General features: G+C 56.2%; 18 protein-coding genes. 11 read left to right on the top strand and 7 right to left on the bottom strand.

Going from position 1 to position 20,582, the window contains the following annotated elements:
• Positions 1 to 11: 11 nt before the first annotated feature.
• The gene (gene nspC / locus MIM_RS16270; RefSeq protein ID WP_025373822.1) at positions 12 to 1,109 is read left to right on the top strand and encodes a carboxynorspermidine decarboxylase; all 1,098 of its coding nucleotides are present in this window, start codon (positions 12 to 14) and stop codon (positions 1,107 to 1,109) included.
• Between the two features lie 40 nt (positions 1,110 to 1,149).
• Complete coding sequence (locus tag MIM_RS16275) at positions 1,150 to 2,511, top strand: saccharopine dehydrogenase family protein (protein ID WP_025373823.1); 1,362 nt, start codon at positions 1,150 to 1,152, stop codon at positions 2,509 to 2,511.
• Positions 2,512 to 2,650: 139 nt separating this feature from the next.
• Here the strand turns inward: MIM_RS16275 and MIM_RS16280 are convergent, their stop codons facing one another.
• Both MIM_RS16280 and puuE read right to left on the bottom strand, forming a co-directional pair.
• Positions 2,651 to 2,839 carry a hypothetical protein gene (locus MIM_RS16280; protein ID WP_025373824.1) on the bottom strand — a complete coding sequence of 63 codons (189 nt, stop codon included), beginning with the start codon at positions 2,837 to 2,839 and terminating at the stop codon, positions 2,651 to 2,653.
• Positions 2,840 to 3,223: 384 nt separating this feature from the next.
• Positions 3,224 to 4,156: an allantoinase PuuE gene (gene puuE / locus MIM_RS16285; protein WP_025373825.1), complete on the bottom strand. Its 933-nt coding sequence runs from the start codon at positions 4,154 to 4,156 to the stop codon at positions 3,224 to 3,226.
• Positions 4,157 to 4,410: 254 nt separating this feature from the next.
• Between puuE and MIM_RS16290 the strand changes: the two genes are divergently transcribed.
• From MIM_RS16290 to MIM_RS16320, 7 genes are read left to right on the top strand one after another with little or no spacing between them, the layout of a single operon-like run.
• Positions 4,411 to 5,307: an NAD(P)-dependent oxidoreductase gene (locus MIM_RS16290; RefSeq protein WP_025373826.1), complete on the top strand. Its 897-nt coding sequence runs from the start codon at positions 4,411 to 4,413 to the stop codon at positions 5,305 to 5,307.
• A gap of 32 nt (positions 5,308 to 5,339) precedes the next feature.
• The gene (locus MIM_RS16295) at positions 5,340 to 6,317 is read left to right on the top strand and encodes a Bug family tripartite tricarboxylate transporter substrate binding protein (protein WP_025373827.1); all 978 of its coding nucleotides are present in this window, start codon (positions 5,340 to 5,342) and stop codon (positions 6,315 to 6,317) included.
• A gap of 4 nt (positions 6,318 to 6,321) precedes the next feature.
• A complete protein-coding gene (locus MIM_RS16300) occupies positions 6,322 to 7,752 on the top strand; it encodes an NAD-dependent succinate-semialdehyde dehydrogenase (protein ID WP_025373828.1) in 1,431 nt (476 codons plus the stop codon).
• A 26-nt stretch (positions 7,753 to 7,778) separates the two neighbouring features.
• Positions 7,779 to 8,993, top strand: a complete 1,215-nt coding sequence (locus MIM_RS16305) for an ABC transporter substrate-binding protein (RefSeq protein WP_025373829.1) — start codon at positions 7,779 to 7,781, stop codon at positions 8,991 to 8,993.
• Positions 8,994 to 9,040: 47 nt separating this feature from the next.
• Positions 9,041 to 9,781, top strand: a complete 741-nt coding sequence (locus MIM_RS16310; protein ID WP_084459109.1) for an N-acyl homoserine lactonase family protein — start codon at positions 9,041 to 9,043, stop codon at positions 9,779 to 9,781.
• A 9-nt stretch (positions 9,782 to 9,790) separates the two neighbouring features.
• Complete coding sequence (locus MIM_RS16315) at positions 9,791 to 10,171, top strand: hypothetical protein (protein WP_025373831.1); 381 nt, start codon at positions 9,791 to 9,793, stop codon at positions 10,169 to 10,171.
• A 2-nt stretch (positions 10,172 to 10,173) separates the two neighbouring features.
• Positions 10,174 to 11,043 carry an alpha/beta fold hydrolase gene (locus MIM_RS16320; protein WP_025373832.1) on the top strand — a complete coding sequence of 290 codons (870 nt, stop codon included), beginning with the start codon at positions 10,174 to 10,176 and terminating at the stop codon, positions 11,041 to 11,043.
• Between the two features lie 124 nt (positions 11,044 to 11,167).
• Here the strand turns inward: MIM_RS16320 and MIM_RS16325 are convergent, their stop codons facing one another.
• The 4 genes from MIM_RS16325 to MIM_RS16340 all read right to left on the bottom strand — a co-directional run bounded on the left by MIM_RS16325 (position 11,168) and on the right by MIM_RS16340 (position 16,020).
• The gene (locus MIM_RS16325; protein ID WP_025373833.1) at positions 11,168 to 11,791 is read right to left on the bottom strand and encodes an N-carbamoylsarcosine amidohydrolase; all 624 of its coding nucleotides are present in this window, start codon (positions 11,789 to 11,791) and stop codon (positions 11,168 to 11,170) included.
• Complete coding sequence (locus MIM_RS16330; RefSeq protein WP_025373834.1) at positions 11,784 to 12,830, bottom strand: M29 family metallopeptidase; 1,047 nt, start codon at positions 12,828 to 12,830, stop codon at positions 11,784 to 11,786. The genes MIM_RS16325 and MIM_RS16330 overlap by 8 nt, the downstream gene beginning before the upstream one ends.
• 61 nt (positions 12,831 to 12,891) lie before the next feature.
• Positions 12,892 to 13,716, bottom strand: coding sequence for an alpha/beta fold hydrolase (locus MIM_RS16335; protein WP_025373835.1), 825 nt, complete (start codon positions 13,714 to 13,716; stop codon positions 12,892 to 12,894).
• Positions 13,717 to 13,767: 51 nt separating this feature from the next.
• Positions 13,768 to 16,020, bottom strand: a complete 2,253-nt coding sequence (locus MIM_RS16340; RefSeq protein WP_025373836.1) for a xanthine dehydrogenase family protein molybdopterin-binding subunit — start codon at positions 16,018 to 16,020, stop codon at positions 13,768 to 13,770.
• Between the two features lie 313 nt (positions 16,021 to 16,333).
• Here MIM_RS16340 and MIM_RS16345 point away from each other — a divergent pair, with 313 nt between their 5' ends.
• The gene (locus tag MIM_RS16345) at positions 16,334 to 16,813 is read left to right on the top strand and encodes a (2Fe-2S)-binding protein (protein ID WP_025373837.1); all 480 of its coding nucleotides are present in this window, start codon (positions 16,334 to 16,336) and stop codon (positions 16,811 to 16,813) included.
• Positions 16,810 to 19,683, top strand: a complete 2,874-nt coding sequence (locus MIM_RS16350; protein WP_025373838.1) for a c-type cytochrome — start codon at positions 16,810 to 16,812, stop codon at positions 19,681 to 19,683. The genes MIM_RS16345 and MIM_RS16350 overlap by 4 nt, the downstream gene beginning before the upstream one ends.
• A 238-nt stretch (positions 19,684 to 19,921) precedes the next feature.
• Here MIM_RS16350 and MIM_RS16355 read toward each other — a convergent pair whose 3' ends face one another.
• Positions 19,922 to 20,320 (bottom strand): MarR family winged helix-turn-helix transcriptional regulator, encoded by a 399-nt coding sequence (locus tag MIM_RS16355; protein ID WP_025373839.1) that lies wholly within the window; start codon positions 20,318 to 20,320, stop codon positions 19,922 to 19,924.
• Positions 20,321 to 20,582 lie beyond the last annotated feature (262 nt).

Here is a 20,582-nt window from a genome sequence, read left to right on the forward strand (position 1 = left end):
ACACCATGCAAATGCCTTCTACTCCTTACTACCTGATCGACAAATCTGCGCTATTGCGCAACCTGCAAGTGATCGATTACATCCGCCAGCATTCGGGCGCCAAAGTATTACTGGCGCTCAAGTGCTTTGCGACCTGGTCGGTTTTTGATCTGATGCGCCAGTATATGGACGGCACCACCTCTTCGTCCCTGTATGAAGTCAAGCTCGGATTTCAGAAATTCGGCGGCGAGACGCATGCATACAGCGTCGCCTTCGCCGATCACGAGATCGATGAAGTCGTGGCCAATTGCGACAAAATCATTTTCAACTCTATCAGCCAGCTCACGCGCTTTGCCACTGCCGCCGGTGATAAACCGGTAGGCCTGCGCCTGAACCCCGGTATCAGTTGTGCCGGCTTTGATCTGGCCGACCCCGCCCGCCAGTACAGCAGACTGGGCGAGAGCGACCCGGCCCGGATTCTATCGGTGCTGGACAAAATTGACGGCGTCATGATTCATAACAACTGTGAAAACAGCGATTTCGCCCGCTTTGATCAGTTGCTTACCCAGGTTGAAAAAGACTATGCCGCCATCCTGCCGCAGCTTAAGTGGGTCAGCCTGGGTGGTGGCATCAGCTTTACTGCCCAGGACTATCCGCTGGATGCGTTCTGCGAGCGCCTGCGACGCTTTGCCCAGCAATATAACGTCCAGGTGTATCTGGAACCCGGAGAGGCTGCGGTGCGCCACAGCACGACGCTACAGGTCAGCGTTCTGGACATTGTGGTGAACGAGAAGCAACTGGCCATCGTAGACAGTTCTACCGAAGCCCATATGCTGGACTTACTGATTTACCGTGAAACCGCACCGGTAGGTAACGACACGGGCGACCACACTTATATGATTTGCGGCAAAACCTGTCTTGCGGGAGACATTTTTGGCGAAGGCCGATTTGACCAGCCGCTGCAGGTGGGCGACCGCATTGCCATTGGCGATGCAGGTGGCTACACCATGGTCAAGAAAAACTGGTTCAACGGCATTCATATGCCGTCCATCGCCGTCAAAGACGAAGACGGCTCCGTGCGCGTCGTGCGCGACTTTTCCTTTGACGATTACGTCAACAGCCTGTCTTAAGACATCGGCTGCTTATATTTAACATTTGGGGGATTATCCAATGAAACGCAACGTTCTGATCATCGGCGCCGGCGGCGTCGCCCACGTAGCAGCACATAAATGCGCACAGAACAATATTTTGCTTGGTGACATACATATTGCATCACGCACCCTGGCCAAATGCGAAGCCATTATCGCATCCATCAAAGAGAAAGGCAGCAAGCACGGCCCCGGCCGCCTGCAGGCACATGCCCTGGATGCGCTCGACATCGAAGCCACCAAAACGCTGATCCGGGAAACCGGCAGCCAGATCATCATTAACGTCGGCTCGCCCTTTCTGAACATGTCTGTCATGACAGCATGCATTGAAACCGGCGCAGCCTATCTGGATACCGCTATTCACGAGGACCCGGACAAGGTTTGCGAACCACCACCCTGGTACGGTAATCATGAATGGAAACGACGCGATGACTGCAAAAAAGCCGGTGTGACCGCCCTGCTCGGCGTTGGGTTCGACCCCGGCGTGGTCAATGCCTATGGCCGTTTTGCTGTGGATACCTATTTTGATCAGGTTGACGCCATTGATATCATCGACATCAATGCCGGCAGCCATGGCCGTTACTTCGCTACCAACTTCGACCCGGAAATCAACTTCCGCGAATTCACCTCAACCGTCTGGTCATGGGAAAACAACCGCTGGAAATCCAGCAAAATGTTTGAACATCGCCAACAGTGGGACATGCCCGTGGTTGGCAATCACACCACGTATCTAACCGGACATGACGAGTTGCACTCCATGTCGAAAAACCTGGGCGTGCCCAATATCCGCTTCTGGATGGGTTTTGGCGATCATTACATCAATGTATTCAACGTCCTGAACAGCCTGGGCCTGTTGTCTGAAAAACCCGTTCGTACCGCAGAGGGTGATGAAATCGTACCGCTTAAAGTGGTTAAAGCTGTGCTGCCCGACCCTGCGTCACTGGCTAAGGGATACACCGGCAAAACCTGCATCGGCGACCTGGTAAAGGGCACGAAAAATGGCATCGCGCAGGAAGTCCTGATCTATAACATTTGTGATCATGAAGAAAGTTACGAGGAAGTAGGCAGCCAGGCCATCTCGTACACTGCCGGCGTGCCGGTTGTGGCAGCAGCCATGCTGATTGCCGATGGCATCTGGGATGTGGGGCATATGGTCAACGTCGAAGAACTGGATCCTGCTCCGTTTATCGAGCAAATGAATAAGATGGGACTGGTTACACGTGTACGCGATGCCAAAGGTGATCGTGTGCTGGAACCACAAAGGGAGCTGTTGATGAATGCGCCGGTAGAAGAACTAGAAGACACGGCGACATACGAGTACTTTGCCCATGACCAGGCTCTACTTACAAAAGGCCAGCCATCCCGGCAACATGACATGAGGTAATATGACGGCAGAACAGCAGCGCACTGGCAGCGGGCTGTTCGCCCAATTGCTTATTGCAAACAGTGTAACAGGCCACCCCTGCCTGGCTCGCCAGAGTCAGGGTTGGCACCCACCTGCCACGACACCACCTGCCGTTCGCTTACCGCTCTATTTCGGCCTTCAGCGCTTCGTATTCACAGGGATCCGACTGCTGCAACAGCGCCAGATATTGTTCTATAGACGCCAGTTCCTTTTGCGCCGACTCCAGATACCCGCCCTGCTTCAGCCGTTTGTAGATATCAATCTGATTTCTCAGTGCTTCGCGATCGAATGATATTTCCACGTTCACGAGGTTACTCCCACCAACTCTGTTGAACTTGAGCACAAAGTCTATTACGCAGACAAGTCACATTTATGAAAAAAATAATGCTTCGCATGATGCCAGACAACTTGCCGCAATAAATAGATGCTCTGTACGCAAAAAAAGTATAAATCAACAGCAATGGCAAGCCAGGCCACGCCAGTCATAGCGGAAAAATCCGGTTATTGAATCTGTCATTATCATTTTGGAAAGATGCGCTGCGGTGCGATTTTCTTTTACCGAAAATTCGATTCCAGGCAGCGCAAGCGCCCGTGAGCACGGACATCGGGATCTTCGGCAACTACGATAGCCGCTGAGTGTTACCTGACCGCCCGGAGCCACTTCTACAGCAAACCCCACAGGCCTACACAATTACCTTATCTGCCACGGATGCGCTTGCACCCAATGACGCGCAATCGCCTCACGGGTGGTAATCCACACAAGATCATGCTGCTGCACATAATCAAGAAACCGCTGCAGGGCGGCAAAGCGCCCTGGCCGGCCGATGATGCGGCAATGCAAGCCTACCGACATCATTTTGGGCGTCTCCTGCCCTTCTGCATACAGCACATCGAAAGCGTCTTTGAGATAGTTGAAAAACTGCTCGCCGCTATTGAACCCTTGCGGCGAAGCGAAGCGCATGTCATTCGTATCCAGGGTGTAGGGAATGATCAAATGCGGTTTCCTTTGATTGTTCCCCATATCCACTTCTGTCCAGAACGGTAAGTCATCGCCATAATAATCCGAGTCATACAGAAAACCGCCCTCCTGCGCGAGCAGCCGACGGGTATTGGGGCTGTCGCGGCCGGTGTACCAGCCTTCGGGATGGCGGCCCAGCAAGGCTGACACGACCTCGATGCACTGGCGCATGTGTTCACGCTCGATGTGCTCGGGCACATCCTGATAATGTATCCAGCGATAGCCATGACAGGCCACCTCATGTCCCAGCTCCACAAACGCACGTGCGACGTCCGGATTGCGCTCCAGCGCCATGCCCACCGCGAAGATGGTCAGCGGCAGGCCACGTCGTTCAAACTCGCGCAGAATACGCCACACCCCCACGCGAGCGCCATACTCGTAGATGGACTCCATAGAAAGATGACGGTCTGCATAAGCCGCGGCGCCAATGATTTCCGACAGAAACTGTTCGGAGCCGGCATCGCCATGCAGTACGGAGTTTTCACCCCCTTCTTCGTAATTCAGGACAAACTGCAAGGCAATGCGCGCCTTGCCCGGCCAGTTCGCCTGGGGCGGGTTACGGCCATAGCCGACCAAATCACGGGGATACGAAGGAGATGAAGTCATGAGTAAATTTCCAAAGAAAAAAAGGCACTGCAAACAGGCTCACGTCACCAGTACGACCGCCATTGTAGTAGCGATACAGTGTGTAGGGTTAACGGGCTTGGATAAAGCCCGATGTCAGAAAAAAAACCCAGGTTGGACATATCAGCCGACATTAAGCTTGCAAAAAAGCAGAACGCTCCGTTGATTTCTTTTCATAGCTGCGACAAGCCAGTCTCCTAAGATACCTGAAAACAGATTTGATCAGGAGACAGTCAATGAAAGATAGTAGCAAAGTATTAGGTTTTATCGGAGTCGGGGTCATGGGCGAGTTTATGTGCGCCAATTTGATTCGCAGTGGCAAAGGCGACGTACACGTTTTTGATGTCCAGCCTGAACCCGTCGGGCGTCTTAAAGAAATAGGCGCGATTGCTTCAGAATCGCTGCATCAGCTGGCACAGGACACCGACGTTGTATTTCTTTCCCTGCCCAGCATCAGTCAGGTGGAGGACGTCTGCCTGGGCAAGAACGGTCTGTTCTCGGGCGACAGCAGCCGTATTAAATATGTCGTCGACATGAGCACCAGCGACGTCACCCGCACCCGTGAACTGGCACTGGCATTACAAAAGCGGGGCGTCACACTGATTGACGCTCCCGTTGCGCGTATGCGGGAGGCGGCAAAAAACGGCACACTACTGATTACCGTTGGCGCCGAGCCTGATCTGTTCGAGATGATCAAACCCTACCTGGAGACCATGGGCAGCGACATCGTCCTTTGCGGGCCGACCGGATGCGGCCAGGTCGTCAAAATAATGAACAATATGATTGTGTTCATGACCGTACAGGCGCTTGCCGAGTCACTGGTTATTGGCAAACGCGCCGGGGTTGACCCGGCCCTGATGTTCGATGCCCTGACCAAAGGCTCTGCCGATAGTTTTGTATTGCGCAATCCGGGACTCAAAGCGCTTTCGAAAGATACCTTTCCTGAGAAAACCTTTCCTACAGAATACGCCATCAAGGACATCAGGCTGGCGCTCACGCTGGCCGAAGACGGCAAGGTCGATGCCAAGGCCGCAAAACTGACCCACTCACTGCTTGAACAGACACGCGATGCGGGGTTCGTCAAGGAGTATTACCCGGTCATGGTCAAGCTGATCGAAAAAGGTTACGCATAAGCGACGACGCCCCCTCAAAGGAAATAACCATCATGAATAGAAAGACGTTCGGCGCCGGGCTGCTGGCTGCGTGCGCGCTCTCCTTCTCTCTGCCAGCGGCTGCAATCTATCCGGAAAAGCCGGTGACGCTGGTTATCGGCTTTTCGGCGGGTGGCCCCACCGATATCGTGGGGCGGTATCTTGCCCAGGGTCTGTCCAAAAAGCTCGGGCAGACCGTCGTCGTTGAAAACCGCCCCGGCGCAACTGGGGTTCTGGCCCTGCAGTCGGTAAAAAAAGAAAAACCAGACGGGTATACGCTCATGCTCGGAAGCAGCAGCACGCTGTCGATCGAACCCGTATTCAAGAAAAACGTGAAATTTGACGTATTCAAAGAATTGACGCCCATCGCTCCAGTGGCCAGCTATCCCTATCTGCTGGTTGTTCCCGCCTCATCCCCTTACACGTCCATCAGTAGCCTGGTGCAGGGCGCAAAGCAACAACCGGGTAGCCTGAGCTTTGCCTCTGCGGGTAATGGCGCCGTCAATCACCTGGCCGGAGAATGGTTCAAAAGCCAGACGGGTATTGATATTACCCATATCCCTTACAAGGGCGATTCTGCCGCGGTATCTGATCTGGTGGCAGGCAGGGTTGATATGGCCTTTCTGAGCATTATTGCAGCAGATCCCCTGATCACATCAGGGAAAATGAAGGCGCTGGCGATCGCCAGTAACGGCCCGTCCCAACTGAAACCCGGAATGCCAACCGTTGCCGCCGAAAGCGGCATCAATGACTTTAGCGCAGAGCCCTGGAATGGCATACTCGGCCCCGCAAACATGCCCGCGGAAATCGTCACAACACTCAACACTGCCATCACAGAAGTCATGTCAACGGACCAGGCAAAAGAAAAACTCGCGACATTGGGGCAATCGCCCTTCATCGGTACCGCCGATGAACTTGCAGCGCATATTCGTTCCGAAATGAAGCGCTGGTCCGGTGTCATCAAGAAAGCTAACATAGAACAAGTGGAGTAAACCCATGCAACATACGCAACTTGCCCTCTATATTGACGGGCAGTGGATTGATGCAAGCAGCAGGAAAACGCTGGATGTCATTGACCCGGCAACAGAACACGTATTGGGACAGTTGCCAATGGCAACCTCGCATGACGTGGCCTGCGCCATTGCGGCCGCCGACAGGACATTCGCTCAATGGCGGGACACCCCCGCGCTGGCCCGGTCGCAGGTACTCAGACAAACAGGCGCACTGCTGCGACAACGGCAGGAACACATTGCCAGAATCATCACCTATGAACTGGGCAAACCCCTGGCGGAGGCCAGGGGCGAAGTCATTGTTGCAGCAGAAATGTTTGAGTGGGCTGCCGAAGAAGCCCGCCGTCTGTACGGACGCATTATTCCCAGCCGCAATCCCGATATTCGGCAGATGGTCATCCAGGAACCCGTAGGACCGGTTGCGGCGTTCGCCGGCTGGAACGCGCCGGCCATCACGCCCTCGCGCAAAATAGCCGGTGCACTGGCTGCCGGATGCACCATGGTTATCAAGCCGTCCGAAGAGACTGCCGGCGTAGCGCTGGAGATCGCCCGTGCCGTCGTGGACGCCGGCTTGCCTGCTGGCGTGCTTAATGTCGTTTTCGGGGATCCCGGCAGTATTTCAGAACAACTGATGGCGGCGCCGGAAATCAAAATGGTCACCTTTACCGGATCGACTGCGATAGGTAAGCAACTGGCCGCCCTGGCGGCACCATCCCTCAAGAGACTGACGCTCGAACTTGGCGGACATGCGCCGGTACTGGTTTTTGACGATTGTGATATTGACGAAGCAGTCAAACATATCACCGCCGCCAAATTCAGAAATTCGGGTCAGATTTGCACCTCGCCCACCCGCATCTATGTGCAGGATACGGTGTATGAAACCTTCATCGAAAAAATGACCGTTGCCGTCAGCAGGATCAAAATCGGCAATGGCTTTGACAGTGGCGTCACAATGGGGCCGATGGCCAACCCGCGCCGACATGCCGCGATGAAGCAGTTCATTGATGATGCCGTCGATCAGGGCGCCACCATTGTTGCTGGCGGCAAACTGCCCGAAGGCCAGGGCTGGTTTGTGGAACCGACGTTGATCCGCGACTTCAACAATCACTGCATCGCTGCCAACACCGAACCTTTCGGACCGATGGCGCTGATCCGCCCGTTCTCAGGCTTTGACCAAGCCATCAGCGAAGCAAATCGACTGCCCTTTGGTCTGGCCTCCTACGTATTCACACTGAACAGCAGGACAGCCAAACGCGCCTCCGACCTGATCCAAAGTGGTGTGGTTTGTATTAACCACTGTCAGGCCTCCCTGCCTGAGACGCCGTTCGGCGGCCTCAAAGACAGCGGACTTGGCAAGGAGGGCGGCATTGAAGGGCTGGCGCAGTTTCTGAATATCAAGTACATCAGCCAGCTGTAAATAACAGTACCAGCGAGGAGACAATGATGAAAATGAAAAAACTGACCCTGTGTATGGCCGCGCTTTGCAGTGGCTACGCAAGCATCGCCAGTGCCGCCATATCCGATGACGTTGTGAAAATAGGCGTACTGACCGATGTATCCGGCACCTACGCCGGTAACGTTGGCCCGGGCTCCATTCTAGCCACCCGGATCGCTGTCGAAGCGTTTGGCGGCAAGGTTCTGGGTAAGCCAATAGAAGTCATCACCGCCGATCATCTGAACAAGGCAGACGTGGGCTCAGCCAAAGCACGGCAGTGGCTGGACCGCGAGAATGTTGATGTGATTACCGAACTGGGCAACAGTGCAGTCGCGCTCTCGGTCATGAATCTGGCCAAAGACAAAAACAAAATGACCATCGTGACCGGGGCAGGTGCATCGCGCATCACTGGCAAAGATTGTTCGCCCACCAATCTGATGTGGGTCTACGATACTTATGCACTCGCCAAGGTCGGCACGGTACCGCTGGTGCAGGACGGCGCAAAAAAATGGTATTTCCTGACCGCGGACTACTCTTTTGGTCATGCGCTGGAAAGCGATGGCCAACGCTTTATCAAGGAGAGCGGCGGCCAGGTTATTGGCAGCACCCGGTATCCTTTCCCCGGCAATGATTTCTCGTCATTCCTGCTGACCGCACAGCAAAGCCAGGCAGATGCAGTGGCCTTTGCCAGCGCCGGCGCCGATTTGCAGAATGAGATAAAACAGGCCAATGAATTTGGCCTGACCGCCAGCCAGAAAATCGTCGCCATGCTCATGAGCATCACCGATGTACATGGCGTGGGCCTGCAGGCAGCACAGGGCATGAACTTTGCCGAAACGTTTTACTGGAATATGGACGATGAAACCCGACAGTTTTCCAGCAGGTTTTATAAGGAAATGAAAAAAATGCCAACTGCATTGCAGGCGGGCCAGTATTCCGCGGTGTTGAATTACCTGCGTGCCGTTGAAAAGGCAAACAGCGATGAGGTTTCAGATGTGATCGACGCCCTGAAAAACATGAAAATACACGATGCCTTTGCCAGAAACGCCTCCTTGCGCGAAGATGGCAAGCTGATACACGACGTGTACCTGGTCTCTGTCAAGAAACCAGAAGAATCAACAAAACCCTGGGATTACTACAACATAGAAAAAACAGTTGCCGGTGTCGATGCTTTCAATCCGCTCTCCGAAAGCGAATGCCCGCTGATCAAGGGGAGTAAATAGCGGTGGACCGGCACTATGAGGTGTATGCCCTGAAATATGCAACCGTGATGCGCGATGCGGCAGATAATTTTCTGCACAAAGACGCGCACGATGGCCCGATGCCGCTGGATTTTTACTTCTGGGTCATCAAAGATCAGCAGCACACCATTCTGGTAGATACCGGATTCAGCGGCTGCTCGGCACGTGAGCGCAACAGGCAACTGCTGCATGAACCCATAGACCTGCTGGCGTCCCTGGGCATTGAACCGGAAGATATCGAGCACATTGTCCTGACGCATCTGCACTACGATCACGCGGGCAACGTGGCGTCTTTTCCCAACGCGACCATTCATCTGCAAGAAGCTGAAATGCACTTTGCCACCGGCAAATGGATGTGTTTTGAGCATTTCCGTCACTTTTTTTCTGCCGACGATATTACACAAGTGATTCGAAAGGTATACACCGATAAAGTGCAGTTTCACAATGGCAACGCGACGCTGCTTGCCGGCATCGAACTGATCCATATCGGCGGCCACACCCCCGGCCTGCAGGCAGTCCGGGTCAATACCCGCAGAGGTCCGATCATGCTGGCCTCGGATGCCATGCATTACTATCGCAATTTTGCAACTGACAACCCTTTTCCCGCGATTGTCGACGTCACAGAAATGCTGCAGGGGTACCGTAAGCTGCGCAGTCTGGTGCCATCCGACAATCATCTTATTCCCGGCCATGATCCGCTGGTGGCTGACATTTATCCGTGCCTGGAAACACACTCATCGATATTTCGCCTGGATATCTCGCCGGGCTAAGGAAGACACATGCTATCTGATGAAGATATTATCGCGGTCTGGCCCGCCCGACTGGCTGACAGAGAACATCTGGTCTGGAAAGGACGGCACCTGAAAACATCGTTTCTGTTTGCTCTGGGAGAGCGCCGCTATCTGGTCGCCATACGGGAGGGTCAGATGCATGTGCGCGCCGCCTCAACAATAGTGATGCCTCAATGGGATTTTGCACTGCGTGCCGACGAGCATGTGTGGCATGCGTTTTTCCAGCCGGTCCCGCCACCTGAGTATCACGATCTGCTGGCGATGATGAAATGTCGGCGGCTGATCATAGAAGGCAATATCTATGCGTTCATGTCGCATTTGCTGTTTTTCAAGGCACTCTTTACGCTGTTGCGTTCCACGGAGAAATAACAATGACGGCTACCTTCGAGCCAGTCACCGGCAAATATCTCAATGTTCAGCTTCATGGCAAGCCGCATCGCATCTATATCGAAACCGCCGGCCAGGGCATTCCGCTGCTTTGTCTGCATACCGCAGGTGCCGACACCCGACAATACCGGGCATTACAAAACGACACACGTATCACGGATCGATTTCAGATCATCGCTTTCGATTTGCCATGGCATGGCAAATCATCACCGCCGCAAGGCTGGCAGGATGAATGCTACCAACTGACCTCAGCCCAATATATCGAAACGATCCTGACCGTGATGGATGCGCTGTCGCTGGATAAACCCTATGTCATGGGTTGCTCTATCGGTGGGCGAATCGTGCTGCATCTTGCCCTGCACCATCCGGAGAAATTCTCCGGCCTGATCGGTTTGCAGTCCGGTGCTCATGTCGATCCCTATTACGACCTTGACTGGTTGCACCGTTCCGATGTGCATGGCGGCGAGGTGTGTGCGGGCATCGTCTCCGGCCTGGTAGGGCCCTGCAGCCCGGATCGCGATCGTTGGGAAACGTTGTGGCACTATATGCAAGGCGGTCCTGGCGTGTTCAAGGGGGACTTGCATTTTTATACGATAGACGGCGATATTCGCAGTCAGGTCAGCCAGATCGACACCAGCCAGTGCCCGCTCTGGCTCTTATCAGGCGCTTATGACTACTCCTGCACACCCGCTGATACCGCCTTCCTTGGCAACACCATTGACGGCGTGAAATGGCGCATCATGGACGGACTGGGCCATTTCCCAATGAGCGAAGACCCGGCGACATTTGCCGGCTATTTGTATCCAGTCCTTGACGAAATTTATGCAAGCGATCACAACAAAGGTAGTGCCTGAATATCCGGTCAGGCCGATAAACCCTCCAAGTCACAGTACGCCGCAAAAAAAAGGCTGACCATCAGCCTTTTTCCTGCTGCATCAGAAAACAGAATCCGTCTCCGATGCCCTGCGCGCAGATACCTTAGCCCAGTCCCAGCAGGCGCATGGCCTGCTCGCGCTCGAGCACCGTCGCATATTTCTGCCTCATGTCGAACAGATTGGCCTCGTGTGGCGCCAGCGCCCTGTCGCCGACACAATCGGCCACGACCAGCGGACGAAAGCCCAGTTGCATGGCGTCGACCACCGAAGCCCGTACGCAACCGCTGGTCACCGCGCCGGCAACCAGCAGGGTCTTGACACCGCGTTGTGTCAGCCAGGCGGCCAGCGAGGTACCGAAAAATGCCGAAGGCACATTTTTGCGCACGACCAGTTCACCCTGGACCGGCGCCAGTTGCGGCACGATCTGGCTATTGGGTTCGTTTTCCAGCAAGCCCAGCATACCGGGAACCTTGATACTGAAAATATTGTTATCCGCGCCATCGTCGGCATACACTATGCGCGTATGAGCCACAGGCCAGCCCTGTTCTCTTGCGGTTTGCAGCAGCTTCTGCGTATGCTCGATCGCCTGGGGAATATTGCCGCCGCCAAATACCTCAGGATCGGCAAAGCCATTCACCAGATCGATAATCAACAAACCATAAGGCGCTACCGGCTCCAGCTCGGCGCCAAAGCCCTGCTGCTCATAGACCACGTTTTCCTTACTCATTGACGCCCCCGTCCAGTACCTTGCCGTTACGCACCACATCTACACCGTCCAGCTTGACCGTGCAGTGACGCAATGGAATATCGATATGACATGCAGTGGTTCGGCTGCCGCCGGCTTCGTTATTGGGCCCCAGAGAAAACAGGAAATTACCCTCGAACGCCCGGGCATCCATGCCGATTGTGTTTTCCCGATCATACAGGTCCAGCGTGGACCAATGGGCGCGCGGCTGCAGTCCCCAGCCGATATGGGAAATGGCATAGCCTTCCGGGTCGTTGAATGATTTCATGTATTCATCCAGCAGCTGCGCGTCGATACCGCCTTCTATACGCGTGGCATATCCATTTTCGACCGTCAGGGTAATGGGTTCGGCAACGTATTTTTTCTGCGGCAATAAAATATCGCCCTTATCAATCACGATACGTCCTGTCGCCCCGCCTTCATTGGGCCAGGTCAGGGTAAAGCCGCTGGGCCAGTGGTCCCAGCGCCCAGGTTCATCCACATAACCATACTCGCTGATGGCGGGAAACTCGCCCAGGGGGCAACGCAGGTCCGTGCCAGCCTCGGAGGTAATGTGCATCTGTTTTGATGCGGCAATCAGCGCAGAGGCCGCCTTGACGCGCTTGCGGTCTGCTTCGATAGGCACGGTACGGACCAGAATTTCCGGTGGTTCCACGGCCAGCAGAATTTTGGTGCCGCTTTCAAGAATGTCATGCTGTTCAGGTGAAAACAGCAAGGTCATCAGGTCCAGCACAAGATCGCTGGCCTTGAGCGCAGCAATGGCGGCCTTGTTCCCGGTCAGTGGCGTGGTACCCAGATACGCCAGGGCGTCCCGGCTCAATGCCTTTTCGGCATTCACCGGCGGCAGATCCAGCCGGTTGACGATGGCGCCTTTTGATTGTGCCGCAATCGTTGCGCACGACAGCGTTTGCGGATGTGTTGACGGACTGGTCAGAATGGTGACGGTCTGTCCGGCTTCCAGTTTGGACAGGGTCAATACTTTTTGCCATGCCTCTATAAGTTGGTAATCACTTACTGCCATAATCGTTCCTCATGCAAGTTGTCGGCTGCAGGCAGCAGCCTGCAGCATCGGTGCGACAGCCTTAATCGAGCCGGGCGCCAAGAAAGTCGCCAAAGGCGGCATAGAATCCGGCTTCGTTGTCCCAGGGGATCATGTGTCCCGCATCATTCACTCTGGTTTCCGTCAGGCCAGGAATCAGACCGGCGATCTCCTGTACGTCTTTTTCAAGGACCACGTCGCCGCGCTCGGCGGTCATCAACAGGACAGGCACCTTGATTTGCGCGAAGCTCGCGTGGACATCATCGTTCTGAAAATCATTGAAGCTCTGGATGATGGCCCGCTCATCACATGTGTGCAGCCATTGCGCGCGAAGCTGCAATTGCTCTTGCGTCCAGGTCGGACAAAAAGCGCGCATCGCTTCGGCATCGCAGCCCTTGCGTGCCATGGCCATGGAATCAACATACCAGGGCAGCTTGGCAGGATAGGCACGGCGACCAGGGCCAGAGACAGGCGGATCGACCATGACCAGCGCTTCAAGCCCGGCCGGGCTGGTGCTCGCTGCGCGTGCGCCGATACGCCCGCCCATGGAGTGGCCCACCAGGATATAACGTGCCAGACCCAACGCTTTCGCAAACTCAACCACATCGGCTGCCTGGGCATCCAGACCATAATCCAGCGCATCGGACGCCTCGCTCAGGCCGCGGCCCCTCACGTCCAAGACGTATGTGTCAAACTGACGGCCGAAGCGCTCGCCCACAAAGCCCCAGGTCACCGCCGGACTGGTAATGCCTGGAATAATGATGACCGCAGGACGATTCGCCCGCTCACCGTCGGTTCCGCCATAGCGCAGATAATGCTGACGGATTCCGTTGGCCGAAATATTCGCGCCGTATAAATAGTGACTCATTCAATCTCCCTTAAATAAAAATGACGGCCGGGCCAGCGCGGGCGTTGCGCCCTACAGGCTGGCCCGTTGCAGCGCCTCGCGTACTGTCTGTGACGTAAAGGGCGCCTGGTAAAAGCGCAGGCCACAGGCATCAAACAAGGCATTGGCCACGGCCGAGGCGCATGGCACTGAAGCCGATTCACCCGCTCCCATGGGCGGTTCATCCTGCCTATCCATCAACACCACATCTATCGGTGGAATGGCAGTAAAGTCGATAATCTTGTATGCGCCCCATTCGGCCTGCACGGTGCCATTGGCATCGAAACCGACCTGCTCATATAGCGCCCGACTGAGCGCCTGAATCACATTGCCATGCAATTGATGACGTACCCCGGCAGGATTGACCATTTGTCCGGTGTCCTGGCCGACCACAATATGGTTCAGCCGGATCTCCCCGCTACGGGCATTGACACTGATATCGATGATCCATGCCGACCAGGCTGCCCCAAAGCCGGGAAATTTCGAATGGATATAGCGAGCGTAAGCAACGCCCCGTCCGTGCAGCCACCCATCTTTATCGGGCGAGCCACGACTCCCGGGTCTGCCAGGCTGCCAGTGCGCACGCTCACCCACGGCCAGAAGCAACGCCTGGGCGCGCGTATCCGCCGCCAGGTTCTTGACCCGGAATGCCAGTGGATCGGCTTGTGCCTCGAACGCCAGTTCGTCGATGAAGCAGTCATGGGCAAATGAATTCGGTAACGCCGACACGCCTCGCAGCCACGAGGCGCGCACAATGGTCGCCATATCATTGCAAACAATTTTCTGACGCCGATAGCCGTAAGGCGGCACGGCAGTACGGTCACCCATCTGCAGGCTGCGCGGCAACGCCGGTTCCTGGCCGGTAAGCAGCAACGCCAATAACGGCCCGTCGTTTGACGGGTAATGGGTGCTGAAGTCGTAATCCAGCAAATTGCCTTGTGCGTCAATCGAACCCTGCACATCCATTAGCTGAGCGGCGCCCTTGGGCTCCCAGCCATGTTCCTGCTCGCGGCTCAATTGCACGCGAACCGGTACGCCGGTCTGCTGTGAAAGAAGCAGTGCATCACCACAAACGTCATCCGCACAATTGCGACCATAGCAGCCGGCGGCCTGCAGCCGGATAATTTCTATCTGCGCTTCATCGAGCCCGCTGAGCTGGCTAAGATGCACTCTCAACATATGGGGGTTTTGCGAACCGGACCAGACCCTGACATGCCCGGGCTGATAATCGGCAACCGCGCAGGATGGGCCGATGGACGCATGCATCTGATACGGCCAGACATAGGTTCTTTTGATATCGATGCCGGCCGGTGGCAGGTCGGGATGTTCACCACGGTTATCCTGCAGGATGCGTTCGCTCATGGGCTGGCGCCGAATGGCCGCCTCCAGATCCTGGAGATCCTCCAATGGAGCTACCGGTTTCCAGGTGATCTTCAACTCGCGTGCGGCGCGGATCGCATGCTCTTCGCGACGCGCCACGACACCCACGAAATCACCCTGCACGACCACTTTGATGTCAGGACAAATATGCGAGACCGACGCACTATCGACTGCAACCAGGCTGTGACCGATGAACGCGCCTGTATCACGTCCGACATAGGGTGGTCGTACTACACGGCCATGCCACATGCCAGGAACACGCATATCATGAACATAGATAAACCGGCCTAGCGCCTTGGCCGGGATATCCACGCGCGGTTGCGAGCGCCCGACAAGTTTCAGATTCTTGGCTGCCTTGGTCTGAACCTCATCCTGCAGGTATGCGCGATATTGTTTCCCGGCCAGCAACGTCCAGTAATCAACAGCGTGACCATGTGCAGACGCGATCCGGCCTTCCTGAACAGACAAGTCTGCTGCCGTCAGATGCCACATATCTGCAGCCAACGCCACCAGCATATGACGCGCCTGGGCAGCGGCCCGCCGCAAGGGCTGGGCCGTGATCTGGATTGACGCACTGGCAATGGTGGGGCCCTGATTGGGCGAGGCATCGGTGTGCCCCAGCACCATCTGCACGACAGACATCGGCACATCCATTTCATCGGCAACGATTTGCGCCAGCGCGGTCTGAATGCCGGTGCCCAGGTCCACATGACCGCAAAAAGCCCGCACCCAGCCCTGCTCAGACACCGCGACGAACACATCGTCATAGTCCTGCAGGTACGCAGAGACCACGCCCGGCTGCCCCGCAGCCGGCGCAGGCGGCACCACCGGCGCACGCAATACCAGCAGCGTGCCGGTAGACGCCAATAGCGATTGTTGCTCGGAACGTGGTGCCAGGTACGTCATTAACAAATATCCAATTCAGGCTTGCGTTTCAGAAGGCGGTTAATTAGGAGCACGATTAAATAGGAACACGATTAAATATAGTGTACACGCTATATTAAAATAATAAAACAGCAAAAGCGCATGCTGAAGAAAATGAAAAAAGATCTGCTTCCTGCAGTGTAAACTCTGGTTATACTAAGACAATACTAGTAAAAACCCTCAGAAGAAAGTACGGATACAGTGTTATCCTTCCATATCGAATTCTTTGTTTGCTCAAAAAATTAAAGTGTGTAAACTTATTATGAGTAAACACATACTTTATGCCATTCCAACTATGAATCCTGCTGCTGCCCGCCCCTTCACCTTAAAAGTTAATCATCAAAGCCACGACGTCACGGTTGAACCCGATACACCCCTGCTTTACGTATTACGCAATGACCTGGCCCTGAATGGGCCGAAGTTCGGCTGTGGACTGGGCGAATGTGGTGCCTGTACCGTATTGGTGGATGGAGTCGCAGCGCGCGCCTGCGTCATACCGACAGGCGTCATAGAAACCCGCGAAATCACCACACTTGAAGGGCTCAGTGAGAATGGTCAGCCTAACATAGTACAGCAGGCCTTCATTGATCATCAGGCCGCGCAGTGCGGCTACTGTCTGAACGGCATGATCATGACAGTCCAGGCACTATTGAACCGCAACCCCAATCCCACCGACGCACAAATTCGTAACGAACTGCGTCACAACCTGTGCCGTTGCGGAACCCATGTGGAAATCATGGCCGCCGCCATCGCAGCAGCCAGGGGCCGGCCATGAGCACGGACCTGACCTCCCCCACCACTGCCGACCTCTGTCATAAGCCAAACGATAGCGACAGTATGGATCTGTCAACCCCAACGGGCAGCCTGCTGTTGCATGGCGTCGTCCTGCGTCCGCCCCATTGGGCACAGGACATGCAAGCTAACCGGATCGCCCGGCTGCAGTCCCTGGACAGCGAGCGCGCCGCCGCTGTGCCGGGCGTCGTCCGTTGCGTATGCCGCGGCAATTTTGTGGGGGTTGTTGCCGTGCAGCGCACGCAGGCGCAGCAGGCTTGCGCCTTACTCAAGGCCGACTGGCTGACGCCTGTCGCTGCCAGCGCCGATGTGCACTATTCAGCGAACCAGACAAGCACCCCAGGCACCATCCACTCGGCAACCCGATATGAATGGCGCAACCAGCTGGCCGAAGACACACCGGACTGGGCGATTGCCTGGCACCGGAACGATCAGCTCACTGTCTGGGTCAATACCCGGCGTCAGGCGGCGCTCAGACAAGAGCTAAGCGCGTTGCTGGACCTGCCGCCCGAGGCCATCCGCATTGTACAGCATGGCCAGCACACTCAAGACGGACTCGACACCGCCGTCGAAGCAGCGTTGCTGGCCTGGGACCTGTCCCGACCGGTACGCGTGCAGGCCGCCTACGCCGCTACCTCATTGGCAGTCCAGATCGAACAGAAACAACAGACTGCGGACCACACACGCAGGGAGCGAACGCAATGGAGCATCAATGCGCTGGATCCGCGACGCCCGTCCATTGCCGGTCGCTTATGCGGTCTTGAAACAGATCCGCGCTCAGGCATGGCGCTGCTGACCGATTATGTCGACGCCCCCGTACAGAAAAGCGATCGCAATCTGACCGCCACGGACCCCTACAGTTATACCGCAGCTGCGGTGTTTGCCCAGGAATCACACTTTGACGAATATTGCGCAAGCCATCAACTGGATCCGGTGCAAACTCGTCTGGCACGCATCGGCAGCGAACGCGGTCAGCAACTCTTAAGAAGGGTTGCGCAACAAAGCGGCTGGGATCAGACCGCAAGCGGCCCGACAGCCAGGGCAGCCGGACTGGGCCGTGGCATCGCCTATAGCCATACGATTGATAACGATTGCAATCCGCCGCAGGAAGTATGGTCGGCCTGGGCTGTCGAACTGGCCGTAGATGCGCGCAGCGGCGGTCTGTCAGTGAGTCGGCTGACAGTGGGCCATGATGCAAGCCACACTGAACGCACCGCAGAGACCACAACTGAAACCCAGCGCGCCCTGAAAGATCGGCTGGGCAAGTGGACGCAATTACTTTTGGGGCAGGCCCGACAAGGCGTCGAAAACACGGCCGCTCCATCCGACGAACAACATCAGTTGGCCCTTCCTGAAGTACAAGTGGTCAATAGCGCACGCTCGCTGGATCAGCCCCTGGCATGGGGGCCGGGTGTGGAACTGCCTGCTGCAGCTGCCATTGCCAATGCCATCTATAACGCCACCGGGCTGCGCCTGCGTGAAACGCCATTTGCATTACCCACCCTGTCACTGGATGCACCCCCAACAACAAAACGTCGCAAACGCTGGCGTAACAGCTGGCTGGGCGGACTGATGGCCGCCGCAACCGGCGCCCTGGTGGTTGCCGCCCCCTGGCGTAGCAGCATTCCACCGGTCAGCCGCGTAGATACGTCCATTTTTTCCGCGCAGGCCATCGAACGGGGCCGGCTTGTCGCGCTCAGCGGAGACTGCATGGTCTGCCACACGGCGCCCGACGGCCAGACCAATGCCGGCGGCCTGGGGCTGGACACACCGTTTGGCACGATCTATACCACCAATATCACGCCCGACCGGGAAACCGGCATTGGCGCGTGGTCGTACAAGGCGTTCGAACGCGCCATGCGTGAAGGCATCCATCGCGACGGCAGGCATTTGTACCCCGCCTTTCCATACACTGCCTATGCAAAAATGTCCGACGAGGACTTGCAATCGCTGTACGCCTATTTGATGACGCAGCCGGCCGTGTCCTCACCCAATAAGGAAACCCGCCTGCCCTTCCCCATGAATGTGCGTCCCCTGATGGCCGGATGGAATACGCTGTTTCATCGGGACCGGCAAGCCTACACGCCGGATCCAAACCAAAGTCCGCTCTGGAACCGTGGCGCCTACCTGGTCAACAGTAGCGGACACTGCGCCGCCTGCCACTCCCCCCGCAATGCGCTGGGCGCCGAAAAGTCAGGTGAAAACAACTTCCTGGGCGGTGGCTTTGCCGACAATTGGGAAGCGCCGGCGCTCAACAAACGCTCGGCCGCCCCCATCCCCTGGACCGAGCAGGAGCTGTTTCAGTATTTGCGTACCGGCTACTCACCTTTGCACGGCGTCGCCGCCGGCCCGATGGGGCCCGTCGTGGCAGGACTGGCACAACTGCCCGAGACGGATGTCAGGGCCATGGCCCACTACCTGGCCAGCCTGAATCCTGCGACAACCGAGTCGACGGATAACCAGGCCGTGATGGCCGCCAGGCTGGAAGCAGACAGCCAGGCCAGCCAGGACACACGCCTGCTGCCCGGCGAAACGCTGTTCAACGGCGCCTGTGCCGTTTGTCATGATTCGGGCAGCGGCCCGGTGCTGTTCGGCGCCCGCCCCTCGCTGGCGCTCAATAGCAATCTGCACAGCGATCATCCCGATAACGTGATCCAGGTGTTGATGCACGGCATTACCCGTCCCGCACAGGCAAACCTGAGCACCATGCCCGGCTTCAAACACAGCATGAATGACGCCCAAATGGCATCGCTATTGCAATACATGCGCACGCGCTTTGCGCCGGACAAGCCGGCCTGGAACAATCTGCCTGAAAAAATTGCCAACATCAGGCAGCAGCAGGGCCATCCATGAAATAGGGAAACGCCCGCGCGCACCGACGGCCGACAGCTGGACAGAGGCGGCGGATCAGGCCACGCTGCCTGATTAACCCTATGAGATGCGTTGAGCCTACCCGTGTGTAGTCCAGCCGATCTGGCAGCCAGCCTGTCGCTATGGGTCCCTGCGCTGACCGGCAACACGCAGCGCGCACGACCAGCGGCTGCCCTGGTGTTGCGTGGGCACTGCCTTAGCCACTTCAACAAGCGAGCGCTTATTCGCCCTGAATATCGCTGGCATTCATTTTTTGCAAGAGATACAAAATAGCGACCTGTTCGGCAGGATTCAGTTTACCCATAGTGAGCCTGCTGATTTCCTGCGCGCGCGGAATGGTACGAGACAGCAGCGCCTGCCCTTCCGTTGTCAGGCTGGCTATCACCTTGCGTTTGTCCAGCTTTCCGGGCGAGAGCGCAATCAGACCGCGCGCCTTCAGCCTGTTGATAATGCCGCGAATGGTGGCCTGGTCGATAGCGGTGGCCTCCACCAGTTCTGCCTGTGAACTGCGCCCCCGATCACGCAAGGCACACAAGGTAACAAACTGAATAGCCGTCAGCTGGTCATCGCCCACATTCTGTTGAAAAATGGCCGTATGACGCTGCACCGCCTTGCGCAATAAATGTCCAACCTGCTGGGTGACATCGTACGGCGCACTGGAACGCCCCGCTTCTGTTTCAGGTTGCTCGTTTTTCTGGACATGGTTAGGCTGCTCGTTTTGACATGATTAAGCTGTAATGAAGACGCATCGATCATTTTCACCCGTTATTTGTGACTATAAGTATACCGCCGGCGGCGCACAAACCCGGTCGCATCTGCGCAGGGGGGATGATGCAACAGGACCACGCACACCTCCTTCTGTGGCGCCAGGCCAACGCATA

Source organism: Advenella mimigardefordensis DPN7, from assembly GCF_000521505.1.
Lineage (GTDB): Bacteria > Pseudomonadota > Gammaproteobacteria > Burkholderiales > Burkholderiaceae_B > Advenella > Advenella mimigardefordensis.